Source organism: Rhodopseudomonas sp. BR0M22, from assembly GCF_010907035.1.
Lineage (GTDB): Bacteria > Pseudomonadota > Alphaproteobacteria > Rhizobiales > Xanthobacteraceae > Rhodopseudomonas.
On the sequence record NZ_QUMK01000022.1, the window covers coordinates 59,731 to 73,792 of the forward strand.

12 protein-coding genes are annotated in these 14,062 nt (G+C 67.6%); 3 read left to right on the plus strand and 9 right to left on the minus strand.

The features are described 5' to 3' along the window. Positions 1–70: 70 nt before the first annotated feature. The 3 genes from DY468_RS09570 (at position 71) to DY468_RS09580 (ending at position 2,988) form a co-directional block, all read left to right on the plus strand. Complete coding sequence (locus DY468_RS09570) at positions 71–463, plus strand: response regulator (protein ID WP_164604580.1); 393 nt, start codon at positions 71–73, stop codon at positions 461–463. 196 nt (positions 464–659) lie between these two features. After that, on the plus strand, positions 660–1,346 hold the full coding sequence (locus DY468_RS09575) for a helix-turn-helix domain-containing protein (RefSeq protein WP_164604581.1): 687 nt from the start codon (positions 660–662) through the stop codon (positions 1,344–1,346). Between the two features lie 334 nt (positions 1,347–1,680). Continuing rightward, positions 1,681–2,988: an O-acetylhomoserine aminocarboxypropyltransferase/cysteine synthase family protein gene (locus tag DY468_RS09580; RefSeq protein WP_164604582.1), complete on the plus strand. Its 1,308-nt coding sequence runs from the start codon at positions 1,681–1,683 to the stop codon at positions 2,986–2,988. Between the two features lie 100 nt (positions 2,989–3,088). On the opposite strand, the gene DY468_RS09585 is transcribed toward DY468_RS09580, so the two are convergent. From DY468_RS09585 to DY468_RS09625, 9 genes are all read right to left on the minus strand, one after another. After that, a complete protein-coding gene (locus tag DY468_RS09585; protein ID WP_164604583.1) occupies positions 3,089–4,453 on the minus strand; it encodes an NADH-quinone oxidoreductase subunit N in 1,365 nt (454 codons plus the stop codon). A 10-nt stretch (positions 4,454–4,463) separates the two neighbouring features. Then, complete coding sequence (locus tag DY468_RS09590; protein ID WP_164604584.1) at positions 4,464–5,906, minus strand: complex I subunit 4 family protein; 1,443 nt, start codon at positions 5,904–5,906, stop codon at positions 4,464–4,466. After that, a complete protein-coding gene (locus DY468_RS09595) occupies positions 5,897–7,966 on the minus strand; it encodes an NADH-quinone oxidoreductase subunit 5 family protein (RefSeq protein WP_164604585.1) in 2,070 nt (689 codons plus the stop codon). Before DY468_RS09595 ends, DY468_RS09590 begins: the two co-directional genes overlap by 10 nt. Positions 7,967–7,968: 2 nt before the next feature. Continuing rightward, positions 7,969–8,277 carry an NADH-quinone oxidoreductase subunit NuoK gene (gene nuoK / locus DY468_RS09600; RefSeq protein ID WP_164604586.1) on the minus strand — a complete coding sequence of 103 codons (309 nt, stop codon included), beginning with the start codon at positions 8,275–8,277 and terminating at the stop codon, positions 7,969–7,971. Then, positions 8,274–8,780, minus strand: a complete 507-nt coding sequence (locus DY468_RS09605) for an NADH-quinone oxidoreductase subunit J family protein (protein WP_164604587.1) — start codon at positions 8,778–8,780, stop codon at positions 8,274–8,276. The genes nuoK and DY468_RS09605 overlap by 4 nt, the downstream gene beginning before the upstream one ends. Then, a complete protein-coding gene (nuoI, locus tag DY468_RS09610) occupies positions 8,777–9,298 on the minus strand; it encodes an NADH-quinone oxidoreductase subunit NuoI (protein WP_107345850.1) in 522 nt (173 codons plus the stop codon). The genes DY468_RS09605 and nuoI overlap by 4 nt, the downstream gene beginning before the upstream one ends. Continuing rightward, positions 9,295–10,254 (minus strand): NADH-quinone oxidoreductase subunit NuoH, encoded by a 960-nt coding sequence (gene nuoH, locus DY468_RS09615; protein ID WP_164604588.1) that lies wholly within the window; start codon positions 10,252–10,254, stop codon positions 9,295–9,297. The genes nuoI and nuoH overlap by 4 nt, the downstream gene beginning before the upstream one ends. Then, positions 10,251–12,884, minus strand: a complete 2,634-nt coding sequence (nuoG, locus tag DY468_RS09620) for an NADH-quinone oxidoreductase subunit NuoG (protein ID WP_164604589.1) — start codon at positions 12,882–12,884, stop codon at positions 10,251–10,253. The genes nuoH and nuoG overlap by 4 nt, the downstream gene beginning before the upstream one ends. Beyond that, positions 12,881–14,062: complex I 51 kDa subunit family protein (locus DY468_RS09625; protein ID WP_164604590.1), on the minus strand; the 1,182-nt coding region annotated here is incomplete at its 5' end. The genes nuoG and DY468_RS09625, both read right to left, overlap by 4 nt.

Sequence of the window (14,062 nt, forward strand, 5' to 3'; positions counted from 1 at the left end):
CCGGCTGCGCAATCTAGCCATATGGTAGCATTATAAATTTCTCGCAGCCCTCCAAACGTGAGGTTTGGTGATGCTAAGCCCGCCGACAAAGACCATCGTTTACGTCGTCGACGACGATCAGGGCGTGCTCGGATCTCTACGGTTTCTGCTGGAAACCGACGGCTTCGCAGTGCGCACGTTCCGGAGCGGACCGGCGCTGCTGGATGCGATCGGCCATGGCCCGGTCGACTGCATCGTGATCGACTACAAGATGCCCGGCATGAACGGAATCGACCTCGCCCGCGGATTGCGCGAGCGTGATGTCCGCGTCCCGATCGTGATGATCACCGGCTACCCGGATTCCACCATTTCCAGCCGCGCCGGCTCGGCGGGCGTGCAGCATGTGGTGGTCAAGCCGCACCTGGAAGAGAGTCTGGTGTGGCATATTCGCGCCGCTCTGCAGGAGAGCGGCGCCGCGGCGTGACGGCACGCCCCACCCGCGCGCTCCAATTTTTAAGATCTTGTTAAGACTGGTGTTTCCCGCAGGGTGCGGAGGCGGACGCGTCCCCGGCCTACGTAAACCTACTTAGGGGGACCCACTTAAGATATGGAGCGAAATACCTCGACCTCGGAATCTTCCGTACAACCCTGGCCATCCGATTACGCCAGGAGTTGGCCAGATGCTGAACCAGTCGCTCAGGACCCCCGCCACCGCCGCCCCGATTGATCCTTCCTGTTATTCGGCCGAGCAGTTTTTCGTCACCACCGGCCACGCCGGTCTGATTGCCTCCGAATTCACCTATAAGAAAGAAGAGGAAATCTACGGCGAGGACGAGCCGTCCGAGTACGTTTACCAGGTCGTGTCCGGCGCGGTGCGCAGCTACAAGCTGCTGTCCGACGGCCGCCGCCAGATCGGCGCCTTCTATCTTCCGGGCAACGTGTTCGGGCTGGAATCGGGTCCGACCCACCGCCTCACCGCCGAAGCGATCGTCGACACCACGGTTCGCCTGATCAAGCGCCGCAGCCTCGAACAGGCCGCCGCAACCGACATCAATATCGCGCGCGGCCTGTGGTCGATGACCGCCGGCGAGCTGCGCCACGCCGAAGACCACATGCTGCTGCTCGGCCGCAAGAATGCGATGGAGCGGGTCGCCAACTTCCTCTTGGAAATGGACCGCCGCCTCGCTGTCGCCGGCCTGATGGCACTGCCGATGTGCCGCCGCGACATCGGCGACTACCTCGGCCTGACCCTCGAAACCGTGTCCCGCGCGCTGTCTCAGCTCCAAAGCAAGGGTATTCTCGGCTTCTCCGGCGCCCGCCAGATCGAACTGCGCAACCGCGCCCAGCTTCGCAATCTCGACGCCTAACGTCAGCTTCGGCGGGCTCCCCGCCGCAGCACCGGCTTCCAATCGGATCGGACAGACAGGCCGCCAGCGATGGTGGCCTTTTCTGTCTGCGCCGGAGCCGTCCCCGCGCTGGGCTTCTCAACTGCCGGCAATGGGAAAATTTTTCTCTTTATTCCCGCAATCGGCGAGGAATGAACGCACCGTCATGGCCATATTGCCGAGACGGAGATTTTTATTTCTACCCATTGATTGACTTGGGCTCCCTGGGGCGTCCTGATGAACGCCCGCGGACCTGCGTTGCCGTCATCGGCGCACGCGGTCACAGCCCGGTTTTCATCGCCCGAAGGATGTCGCCATGACCCAGAAGCTCCACCCCGAAACTCTCGCGTTGCATGCCGGCTGGCGCGCCGATCCGGCGACCGGCTCGGTGGCGGTGCCGCTGTTCCAGACCACCTCGTACCAATTCCGCGATACCGAGCATGCCGCGAACCTGTTCGCGCTGAAGGAGCTCGGCAACATCTACACCCGGCTCGGCAACCCGACGACCGATGTGCTGGAGCAGCGCGTCGCTGCGCTCGAAGGCGGCGTCGCCGCGCTCGCAGTGGCGTCCGGCCAGGCCGCATCGGCCTTTGCGCTTCAGAACCTCGCCCGTGTCGGCGACAACGTCGTGTCGTCGACCGACCTCTATGGCGGCACCTGGAACCTGTTCGCCAACACCCTGAAGGACCAGGGCATCGAGGTCCGCTTCGTCGATCCGTCCGATCCGCAGGCATTCGAGCGCGCCACTGACGAGCGCACCCGCGCCTATTATGCCGAAACGCTGCCGAATCCCAAGCTCGCGGTGTTTCCGATCGAGGAAGTGGCCGCGATCGGCCGCCGGCACGGCATCCCGCTGATCGTCGACAACACCGCAGCGCCGCTGCTGGTGAAGCCGCTCGAACACGGCGCCGCGATCGTGGTGTATTCGGCGACCAAATATCTCGGCGGCCACGGCACCTCGATCGGCGGCCTGATCGTCGACGGCGGCAACTTCCCGTGGGAGCAATTCCCGCAGCGCCAGCCGGCGCTGAACACACCGGACCCGAGCTATCACGGCGCGGTCTGGGTCGAGGCCGTGAAGCCGATCGGTCCCGTCGCCTACATCATCAAGGCCCGCACCACCCTGCTGCGTGACCTCGGCTCGGCGCTGTCGCCGTTCAACGCCTTCCAGATCATTCAGGGTCTGGAAACGCTGCCGCTGCGGATCGAGCGTCACGTCCAGAACGCCCAGAAGGTCGCCGATTATCTGGAGAAGCGCCCCGAAGTCGTGAAGGTGATCCATCCGTCGAAGCAGAGCGGCGTCGCCCGCGAGCGCGCCGAGAAGTATCTCCAGGGCAAGTTCGGCGGTCTGGTCGGCTTCGAACTCGCCGGCGGGCGCGAGGCCGGACGCAAGTTCATCGACGCGCTCGAACTGCTGTATCACGTCGCCAATATCGGCGACGCCCGCAGCCTTGCGATCCATCCGGCCTCGACCACTCACTCGCAGCTCTCGACCGAAGAGCAGCTCGCCACCGGCGTGTCGGACGGCTATGTGCGGCTGTCGATCGGCCTGGAACACATCGACGACATCCTCGCCGACCTCGACCGCGGCCTCGCCGCGGGACGCCTGGCGAACGCGGCGTAACGCACAAAGCTGTAGGGTGGGTTAGGCGCACTCGCGCCGTAACCCACCAGCTTTCGACGAAACGTAGATCGGTGGGTTACGCGCTCCGCGCTAACCCACCCTACGGCGCCATCGTCGCAGTGACCACGTTCAGCAGACCGGCCGGGGCGACGCCGAAGATGATGATCAGCGCGATGCAGACGATCAAGAGGCCGCGATCGAGCTGCGGCAGCGGCTGGGACTCGTCGTGCGTGTGGCCGACGAACGGTGCTGTGAAGAACTTCGCGTAGTAGAAGAAGCCGAGCGACGAGCCGGCGACCACGATCCCGACCAGCACCCACAGCCCGCCATCGATCAGAACGCGCAGCAGGAACAGCTTGGCGATGAAGCCGCCGGCTGCCGGTAGGCCGGCAAGTGACAATAGCGACAGCGACAGCGCGACCGCTTCCAGCGGACGACGCTGCATCAGCCCGTGCAGATCGGGCAGCGTCGGCGCGCGACCGAGCGCGGCGGCGACGCACAGCGCGCCCAGCATCGCCGGCGCGTAGATCGCCAGATAGAACAGCACCGCCTCGCCAGCATGCGGCGTGCCGGAGGCGATGATCAGCGCGATGTAGCCGGAATGCGCGATGGTCGAGTAGCCGAGCATCCGCGGCAGTTGCGGCTGCCGCAGCGCCAAGAGATTGCCGATCAGCACCGAGGCGCCGCCGAGCGCGGCGAGCCCTTGGCTCCACACCGGCTCCGGCAGATGCGCGGTCAGTGCCAGCCGCAGGATCACGATCGCGACGGCCGATTTCGACACCACGCCGGCCAGCGTCGCGGCGCTGGCGGGTGCGGCTTCGAACGCATCCGGCGTCCACATATGGAACGGCACCAGCGAAAACTTGAACGCGAGGCCGGCGAGCAGCAGCGCCGTGCCGAACGCGGTGAGCGCGCCGCGGCCGCCCCAGCCGGCGAAATCGAGCGCGCCGGTCTCGGCGAAGATCAGCGCGATGCCGAGCAGCAGCGCCGAGGACGCCAGCCCGCTCATCACCAGAAATTTGTAGGCGGCCTCCAGACCCTGCCGGGTCAGCCGAAACGCGAACAAGGCGATCAGCGACAGGCTGAGGATCTCGATGCCAAGAAACAGCGTCGCAGCGTGGCCGGCACCGACCAGGGTCGCGGCGCCGATCGCCACCAGCACCAAGAGCGATGGCGCCTCCTTGGCGGGGTGACCGGTGCGCAGAAACACCAGCGCGCCGAGCGACACTAGGCACGCGAACACGATGCCGAACCGCGCCGGACCGTCGTCGGTGAACAGCGCGCCCATCGGCGCTGCCGGCGCACCGATCCGCAGCAGCACCAGCGCAGCGGCCACCGCCAGCCCCACCGCCGCGGAGGCCTGCACGATTTGCAGCCGCGCCAGCGGCACCAGCATCATCGCCGCGACGGCGGCGATGGCCAGCACCACGAGTGGCGAGAGCGCGGCGAATTGGGCTGCGGTCATGGCGCGGCGATCACGGCGTGTGGATCAGCGCGGCCTTGATGGCCGGCTCGAGCAGCGCCAGCAGGCTCTGCGGATAAAGGCCGACGATCAGCGTGCCGATGCCCATCACCAGGATCGGCCAATACTCCCGCCAAGTCATGTCGGCGAGCGGCGGCTTCGGCTGCGGCAGGCCGAATACAAGCCCCTTGAGCAGTCGCGTGGCATAAATCACCGACACGATTAGGGTCGACAGCGCGAGCAGCGCGAACACCCAATTGACCTGGAAGATGCCGACGATCACCAGCGCCTCGCCGACGAAGTTGGCGGTGCCGGGCAGCGCCAGCAGCGCCGAACAGAACAGCGCGAACGCCGCGGCGAATTTCGGCGCGGTCTGCTGCAGGCCGCCGAGCTGGCGCAGGTCGCGCGTATGGGTGCGTTCGTACAGCGCGCCGATCAGCAGAAACAGCGCCGAGGCCGAGAACGAGTGCGCGATCATCTCGACTGCGGCGCCGGCGAGCGCGTAGTGCACGCCGGCGGCGATGCCCATCAGCACGATCGACATGTGGGCGATCGACGTATAGGCGACCAGCCGCTTGGCATCGTTCTGGCCGCAGGCGACGAGGCCGCCATACAGCGCACCGGCGGCGCCGAGCGCGATGCCGTAGGGCGCGACCGCGGCGAGCCCGTCCGGAAACAGCATCGGGGCGAACCGGAACAGCCCGTAGGCGCCGGTCTTCAGCAACAGGCCGGCGAGCAGGATCGAGCCCGCTGTCGGCGCCAGCGTGTGCGCCTCCGGCAGCCAGGCGTGGAACGGCGGCACCGACAGCTTGACCATGAAGGCCAGCGAGAAGCCGAGCAGCATCCACACTTGAACCGGCGTCGAGAGCTTCATCTCGGCGAGTTCGAAGGCGCTGAACGTCATGTGATCGGCCATCGCCGCCAGCGCGAACGACGCCGCCAGCAGACCGAAACCGGCAGCCGCGTTGAAGATCAGGAATTTCAGCGCGGCGCCTTCCTTGTCGCCGTGGCCCCACACCGCGATCAGCGTGAACGCTGGCACCAGCATCGCTTCCCAGAAGAACGCGAAGATCAGCAGGTCGAACGACAGGAACACGCCGACGGTCGCCGCCACGGTCCAGCACAGGCTGGCGTGAAACAAGCCGGACTGAGTGCGGATCTCGCTCCAAGACGCCATCACCGAGATGATGCCGAGCCCGGCGGCGAGCGCGATCATCGTCGCCGACAGGCCGTCGATCGCGAATTCCAGCGAGATGCCGAACGACGGCACCCACGGATACGACACCTTGTCGTACCAGCGACCATCGCCGCCGGTGGCGACCACCGCGATCAGCAACACCAGCATCAGCGCGAAGGTCGCGATCGTGACCCAACGCTCACGCTCGCCCTTGCCGGCGACGAAGAATGCGACGAGGCCGCCGATCGCAGGCAGCAGGATGAGCGCAATCAACGCCATGACGTCCCCCAGGCAAACAATAGAAGTCCCGCGCAACCGAGCGCGATCCACAGCGAGTGATCACGGACGCGGCCGGTCTGCGTCCGCCGCACCAGCGCCCAGGCGTGGCCGGCACCGCCGGCCAGGCCCATCCAGGCGCGATCGATCCGGTCCGGATTGAAGCGCGCCACGAAGAACCCGACGAACAGCCGGGCCACGACGATCAGCAATCGGCCGACCGGATCGCCGGCCACCATCCGCACCACCGGGGTCTGACCATCGGTGGCGCGCGTAATCAGGTCGGTGCGGATACCGCGAACCTGGCTGGCGCCGCGCCCGAGCGGATCGTCGGTGACGAGTCCGGGCACGTCAACGCCCTCACGGCGCAGCGCGACGGCATCGGCCACCGCCTCGGTGCCTTCGGCATTGCCGAGCACGGTTGCGACGCGGCGGAAGCGCCGGACGAAGTAATAGTAGTACAGCACCTCGAACCGGAAGATGCGGACGTGGCGCATCCGCTTCGCCAGCGCCTCGAGCTCCTGCGGGTGCTTGACCAATTGCCGCGCCAGCAGCACGCCGAGGATCGGCGCGGCGGCGCCGAGCAGCGTCGGCAGCAACGGCGTATGCACCGTCGCGCCGCCGGTGAACTGGATCAGCGCGCCGACCGACAGGCCACCGATCACCGCAACCAGCGTCAACACCGTCAGCGGCACCACCACGGCGAGACCGCCCCAAGCGGGAGCTGCGAGATCGGCGGTCTGGCTGGCGGCAACGAACACCACGCGGAATGCGTAAGCGCCGGTCAGAACCGCGGCGGTCGCGGCCAGCAGCCACAATGGGACGCCCCACGGTCCGCTGCTCCACACCGCGGCGAGCACGGCTTCCTTCGAGTACCAGCCGGCGGTGATCACCGGCAGGCCGGCGAGCGAGGCGGCGCCGACTGCGAAGCTCCAGAACGCCAGCGGCTGGCGATAGCGCGAGCCGCGCAAGGACTCGATCGCGGTCGAGCCGCCGGCGGCGTGGCTCATCACGCCGGCACTGAGGAACAGCAGCGACTTGAACACCGCGTGGATGGCAAAGTGCGACAGGGCCACCGCCGGCGCGCCGAGGCCGAGCGCCAGCACCATGAAGCCGATCTGGCTCATGGTCGAGAATGCCAACAGCTTCTTGACGTCGGTCTGGATCAGCGCGACCAGCGCGCCGAGCGCCGCGGTGAGGATGCCGAGCATCGCCACCATGGCGGAGATTTCCGGCGCGGCGGCGAACAGCGGCGCCAGCCGCGCCAGCAGGATCACGCCGGCCGCCACCATGGTGGCCGAGTGCAGCAGCGCCGACACCGGCGTCGGGCCGGCCATCGCGCTCGGCAGCCAGGTGTGGAATGGAAACTGCGCCGATTTGCCGAGCGCGCCGAGCGCGATCAGGAAGGCGATCGGCGCCAGCCGCCACGGATCGATGCCCGGCACCGCGGCCAGCATGCCGTCGAGCCGCGTGGTGCCGGCGTTCAGGAACAGCATCATCAGGCCGGCGAGCAGGAAGCTGTCGGCGACGCGGGTGGTGATCAGCGCCTTGCGCCCCGACGCCACCGCCTTCGGCAGCTTGTCGTAGAACGCGATCAGCATGAAGCTGCACAGACCGATGGTTTCCCAGCCCAGGAACAGCAGGATGACGTCGGCTGCGAACACCACCGCCAGCATGCCGGCCAGGAACAGGTTCATCACCGCAAAGAACCGTCGCAGATCCGGCAGCGGCTCGGACGCCATGTAGGCGCCCGAATAGATCAGCACCAATGCGCCGACCAGCACCACCGTGCCGCCAGTGACCATGCTGAGCGGATCCATCGACATCGCGATCTGCGCGACGAATACGCCGGTGTCGATCGACAGGATCGGCACCACCGCGCCGGCGACGCAGACGCCTTCGATGCAGGACAGCCCGACCGGGAAGAACAGGATCGCCGGCAGCACCGCGGCGCCGACGCCGAGCGCGATCACCGCGGCGCGCGACAGCGGCACCGGGACCAGCGACAAAATCACGAAGCCGAGCAGCGCCGGCACCGGGACGAAGGGAAGCAGATGCGCCATGCTCAGCCCTTCAGCCCGCTGATGGCATCGCTGTCGTCGGTGCCGGTGAGGCGGCGCAGCCGCAGGAACAGCGCCAGCCCGACCGCGACCTCGGTGGCGGCCAGCGTCAGCACCAGGATGAACATCCCCTGCCCTTCCGGATCGGCGTGATAGGCGCCGGCGGCGATGAAGCCGAGCGCCGGACCGCTGAGCGCGACTTCCAGCGCGACGAGCTGAAACAGCATGCCGCGGCGCGCCAGCACACCGAACACGCCGATCGCGAACAGGCCAGCGGCCAGGATCATGATGCCGATCAGATCGGAGCCGGTCATGATCCGCTCCTCGGGCTGCGGTCGCTGCGACCGATGTGGCGAACGCCGATCAGACCGGCGAGCAGCAGCAGCGACGCGAGTTCGACCGCCAGCGCCCACGGCCCGAACAGCAGCTTGCCGACCTCCTGGGCCGACACCGGCGCCGGCTGGCCGGTGGCCTTCAGGCCGATTTCGCCGAACACGAAGGGCGCGACGATCAGCACCGACATCAGAACCGGTAACGGCCAAGCGCGGCGCAGCAGCGCGCGCTCGCGGGTGATCGCCTCCGGCGAGATCGGCAGCGTCATCACCACAAATACGAACAGCACAACGATAGCGCCGGCATAGATCATGATCAGCAGCACGGCCGCGAATGCGGCGCCGAGCGCGAAGAAGCACACCGCCAGCGCCAGCAGCGTCACTACTAGATAAAGCAGCGAGTGTACCGCGTTCGGTCGCGTCACCGACAGCGCCGCCGAGATCAGCGCGAAGGCGCCGGCATAGATCGCAAGCAGCGAACTCATGGCAGCAGCCCCTTCAGGTTCACCGGCGGCGCCTCGTGTTCGGCCTCGCCCTTGTCCTTGCCGGGAATCGCCTTGCCGGCGAACGACCAGTAGCGATAGCCGCGCACCTTGCCTTCGCCGGAGATCAGAAGGTCGTGCTTCTCGTACACCAGCGCGTCGCGGCGCCATTCCGACAATTCATAGTCCGGCGTCAGCTGGATCGCCGCCGTCGGACAGGCGTCTTCGCAGAAGCCGCAGAAGATGCAGCGCGCGAAGTTGACGCGAAAGTGTTCCGGATACCAGCGGCCGTCATCGGCCACCGCCTTGGAAAGATCGATGCAGCCGACCGGGCAGACCGTCGCGCACAGATTGCAGGCGACGCAGCGCTCCTGGCCGTCCGGATCGCGGGTCAGCACGATCCGGCCGCGGGCGCGCGGATACAGCTTCGGCTTCACTTCCGGATAGAGCTGCGTTTCCGGTTTGACGAACAGCTTGCGGCCGACCCGCAAGAGGGCTTCGAGCCATCCGAATCCGATCATGACGCACTCCTCGCCACGACGACGATGCCGGTCAGCATCAGATTGAGCAGCGACAGCGGCAGCGCCACCTTCCAGGCGAAGCTCAGCAGCTGGTCGTAGCGCGGCCGCGGCAGCGTGGCGCGGATCCAGACGAACGCGACCGCGATCACCGCGGTCTTGAGCCCGAACCAGACCGGGCCGGGCAGCCACGGACCGAGCCAGCCGCCGAAGAACAGCGTCACTGCCAGGGCCGACACCAGCAGCACCGCGAGATATTCGCCGAGGAAGAACAGGCCGAACGACATGCCGGTGTATTCGGTGATGAAGCCGGCGATCAGATCGTTCTCGGATTCCGGCAGGTCGAACGGCAGCCGGTGCGCAGCCGCAACGCCCGCGATGGTGAACAGCACCGCGCCGAGTGGCTGCACCACCACGAACCAGACGCCGCGCTGCGCCTCGACGATCTCGGCCATCGAGAACGAGCCGGCGATCATCACCACGCCCATCAGCGTCAGGCCGAGGAACACCTCATAGGCCAGCATCTGCGCCGCGGCACGCATGCCGCCGAGTAGCGAGAACCGGTTGTTCGACGCCCAGGCGCCGAGCACGGCGGCATAAGCCGTCAGCCCCAGCATGCCCAGCAGGAACAACAGTCCGACATCGACCGAGGACAGCGCCCAGCCGTCACCGATCGCCACCACGCCGAAGCCGGCGAGCACCGGCGTCGCGGCGACGGCCGGCGCCAGGATGTAGAGCAGCTTGTCGGCGCCCGGCGGCGGCCGATCTTCCTTGGTGAGGATCTTCACCGTGTCGGCGACCCATTGCAGCGCCCCGAACGGGCCGACGCGGTTCGGCCCGTAGCGCTCCTGCACGAAGCCGAGCAGCCGCCGCTCCACCCAGGTGAAGGTGCCGGCGAGCACCAGCAGAGCCATGATGAGCGCGACCGAGATGGTGGCGGTGATGATCATCCCGATCATGGCGCCGCCTCCACCTTGACCCGGCGCAGCGGACCGCGCGGCTGGCACGAGCCGGCGCTGATCACCACAGTGCCGCGCGGCACCGTTGCGTCGAGCGTCACCACCGGCGCGCAGGGCTTGCCGTCGACCTGCACCGCAGCGCCGTCACGGAAACCATGCAGCGCCGCATCGTCCGGATGCAGCAGCAGGCGCGGCGCCGGCCGGCGCGCAGCAAGTAGCGCACTGGCGCGGCTCAGCTCGCCGCCGGTGAAGGCGTCGTGCAGCGGGATCAGCCAAAGCCCCTCGCCGGCCTCACCCCGTTGCGACACGGCGTCAGGCAGAGACGCTTCGCCCGGCTTGATCAGCAAGGCGCCGGGATCGCCGCCGCGCAGCGGACCACCGACTTCTTCCAAGAAACGCGTGACGTTGTTGGCCGAATGCAGGCCGGAGGTCTTGTAGCTGGTGATCAGCGGCGTCGGCACCGCGGTGCCACGCGCGCCCTTGATGCCGAACGTCAGCGGCCCATCCTGATCGACCGGGATCACCGCATCGGCGAATTGTCCGGCGCGATCGTCCGCGGTGCGGCCGGTGTAAGGCCGCGGCGCGCGGGTGACTTTGCCGTCGGCCATTCCGAAATCTTCGCCCGGCGCGGCGTCGGCCACCGCGACGAGATCGGGACGCTCGACGATCAGATCGCCGATCAGCGCGTCGAGCCCGTGCCAGTCGCCGGCGCCGAACGCATCGAGCCGGCGCCAGCTTGCCGGTGCGGACTCCTGCGGCGCCACCGCGGCGAAGAAGCGCTGCGCCCGGCCTTCATAATTGACGAAGGTGCCGGTCGCCTCGGTGAACGGGGCCACCGGCAGCGCGACCGCGGCACGCGCCGTGGTCTCATTGGCCATCGAGTCCAGCGCGACCACGCCCTTTGCGGCGGCAAACAGCCGCTCGACACTGGCGCGCGGCGCGCGGTCGAACAGATCGTTCTCGAGCACGATCGCGGTCTTGGCACCGCCGCGTTTGAGCAGCGCGGCAGCGCTGTCGAGGCCGTCGCCGCCGAGCAGAGCCAGCCCGATGCTGTTGGCTTCCGGCGCCAGCAGCACGATCCGTGCCTTGGCGCCGAGCGCCGCGACAATGCGCGCCGCGGCTTCGATGATCTCGGCCGACATCAGCGCACAGCCGGCGACAATCAGCGGCCGTTCGGCGTTCACCAGAATTTCGGCCACCCGCGCCGCTTCGGAATGCTCCTCGACCTCCTCGACGCCACCTGCGCCGAGCGCAGACGCAACGCTGCCGCCGAATGCGGCGACGCCTTGCGGATCGAGCCGCAGCGACAGCGCGGCGAGATCGTCGAGCGCATCAGGCAGCGGCGTCGCCAGCACGATCGGCGAGCGGCGCCCCTCGCCGGCGGTGCGGACCGCCGGATCGAGGAATGCGTGCACACCCTTCTGCGCCGCGAGCTCGCGCTCGGCGCCGCGTGCGGTCTGCCGCAGCGCCAGCGCGAGTCGCGGCGCGGTGCCGGTGAGATTTTCCCCGAGCACCAGCACGGCATCGGCGTGCTCGACCTCGTGCAGCGACGCGATCTTGGCAGGCCCTGCTCGCAAAATCTCGACGATGCGGCGCACCAGATTAGATTCGAGATCGGACACGCCGGCGAAGAACCGCTCCGGTCCGACCAGGCGCTGCAGCGCGTAGTTGGCTTCCAGCGACGCACGCGGCGAACCGATCCCGATTGCGCCTTCGGCGACGATCGCATGCGCGGCCGAGGCGGCGTCATGCTCGCTGGCAGGCATCCCATCGATCAACGGCTGGCGCAGCCGATGCTCGGAGACGACGTGTAGCGGCCCGTAGCGGCCGCGATCGCAGATGAAGTAGCCGTTGAGCGCGCCGTGGTAACGGTTCTGCACCCGCTTCACCCGGCCGTCACGCTGGTCGACCAGGATGTTGCAACCGAGCGAGCAATGCGGGCAGATCGACGGCGTCGCCCGCATGTCCCATTTGCGCGCGTAATCGCGCGACCAGCCTTTGTCGTTGAACACGCCGGTCGGACACACTTCGGCGAGATTGCCGGCGAACGGGCTCTCCAACGGGCCGTCCTCGGCGCGGCCGAAATACACGTTGTCGTGGGCGCCGAACGCGTCGAGATCGCGGCCGCCCGCATAGTCGCGATAGAACCGGGTGCAGCGATAGCAGGCGATGCAGCGGTTCATCTCGTGCGTCACCAGCGGCCCGAGATCCTGATTGCGATGGGTGCGCTTGGTGAATTTGTAGCGGCGATCGATATGGCCGGTGGCGACCGTCATGTCCTGCAGATGGCAGGAGCCGGCCTCTTCGCACACCGGGCAATCGTGCGGATGGTTGACCATCAGCCACTCGATCACCTGGGCGCGGAATGCCACCGCTTCCGGATCGCTCACCGACACCCGCTCGACGTCGGCGACCGGCGTCATGCAGCTCATGACGATGCGGCCTTCTTTGTCGTCCGGACCGTCATAAACCTTCACGGCGCATTGCCGGCAGGCGCCGACCGAGCCGAGCGCGCCATGCCAGCAGAAATACGGCACGTCGATCCCATGGGTCAGGCACGCCGACAGCAGATCCTCGCCGTCCTTGGCTTCGATGACGCGGCCGTCGATCTCAATCTTCTTCTTGGTCATGCGCGGCCCACCGGACAGAAGCCCTGCAGGTGGGCCGTGAAGATATCGCCGAAGCGTTCGAGACCGCTGCGCAGCGGCGTCAGCGCGCCAGTGTTGAGGTCGCAATAGGAGCGGCCCGATGGACCGGACAGCGCGACGTGCTGATGCAGCAGGTCGATGTCGGCGCGCGTGCCCTTGCCGGCTTCGAGCGTGTCGAGCAGCTTCGATACCCACGGCAGGCCGTCGCGGCATGGCGTGCACAGGCCGCAGCTCTCGCGCGCGTAGAACCGCATATGGCGTCCGATCGCCGCCACCGGACAAGCGCGATCGTCGAACACGATCAGCGCGCCAGTGCCGAGCGAACTGCCGGCTTTTTTTGCGTTGGTGAAATCGAGCGGCACGTCGAGCTCGGCCTTCTCGAAGAACGCGGTGGCGCCGCCGCCGGGCTGGAACGCCAGCAGCGCGCGGCCATTGCGAATGCCGCCGGCGCGGTGCAGCAGCTCACGCGCGGTCGACCCCATCGGCGCTTCGATCAGTTGCGGACGCTCGACGCAGCCGGAGATGCCGTACAGCTTGGTGCCGCCTTCGTCGGTGAACGACAGCGAACGATACCAGTCGGCGCCGTTCTCGATGATCGACGGCACCGACGACAGCGTCTCGACATTGTTGACCGTGGTCGGCCGGCCCCACAGGCCGCTGACCGCCGGATAAGGCGGGCGATGCCGCGGCACCGGACGCTCGCCCTCGATCGCAGCGATCAGTGCGGTCTCTTCGCCGACGATGTAACGGCCGGCCGAGGCATGGACTCGCATCGTCAGATCGAAACCGGAGCCGAGAATGTCGCGTCCGAGCAGGCCGCTCGCTTCCGCTTCGGCAATTGCGCGGCTCAGCGCAGCGGCAGCGGCGCGATACTCGTCGCGGACCAGGATGATCACTTCGGTGGCGCCGATCGCGTAAGCAGCGATGGTCGCGCCCTCGATCAGCTGATGCGGCAGCGCCTCCATCAACAGCCGGTCCTTGAACGAGCCCGGTTCGGTCTCATCGCCGTTGACGCACAAATAGCGCGCACCCGGACCGGCTCTCTCGCTGCCGGCGCGCATGAAGCGCCATTTGTTGGCGGTCGGGAAGCCCGCGCCGCCGCGGCCGCGCAGCCCCGCGGCCTCGACCATTGCGATGATCGCTTCCGGGCTGTGCCGCTT

Excerpts from the sequence above, each read along its gene's own strand:
- DY468_RS09595 (WP_164604585.1), bottom strand. The coding sequence starts at position 7,966 with ATGGCGCATCTGCTTCCCTTCGTCCCGGTGCCGGCGCTGCTCGGCTTC.
- DY468_RS09605 (WP_164604587.1), bottom strand. The coding sequence starts at position 8,780 with ATGAGTTCGCTGCTTGCGATCTATGCCGGCGCCTTCGCGCTGATCTCG.
- DY468_RS09570 (WP_164604580.1), top strand. The coding sequence starts at position 71 with ATGCTAAGCCCGCCGACAAAGACCATCGTTTACGTCGTCGACGACGAT.
- DY468_RS09575 (WP_164604581.1), top strand. The coding sequence starts at position 660 with ATGCTGAACCAGTCGCTCAGGACCCCCGCCACCGCCGCCCCGATTGAT.
- DY468_RS09580 (WP_164604582.1), top strand. The coding sequence starts at position 1,681 with ATGACCCAGAAGCTCCACCCCGAAACTCTCGCGTTGCATGCCGGCTGG.
- nuoH (WP_164604588.1), bottom strand. The coding sequence starts at position 10,254 with ATGATCGGGATGATCATCACCGCCACCATCTCGGTCGCGCTCATCATG.
- nuoI (WP_107345850.1), bottom strand. The coding sequence starts at position 9,298 with ATGATCGGATTCGGATGGCTCGAAGCCCTCTTGCGGGTCGGCCGCAAG.
- DY468_RS09585 (WP_164604583.1), bottom strand. The coding sequence starts at position 4,453 with ATGACCGCAGCCCAATTCGCCGCGCTCTCGCCACTCGTGGTGCTGGCC.
- nuoG (WP_164604589.1), bottom strand. The coding sequence starts at position 12,884 with ATGACCAAGAAGAAGATTGAGATCGACGGCCGCGTCATCGAAGCCAAG.
- DY468_RS09590 (WP_164604584.1), bottom strand. The coding sequence starts at position 5,906 with ATGGCGTTGATTGCGCTCATCCTGCTGCCTGCGATCGGCGGCCTCGTC.
- nuoK (WP_164604586.1), bottom strand. The coding sequence starts at position 8,277 with ATGACCGGCTCCGATCTGATCGGCATCATGATCCTGGCCGCTGGCCTG.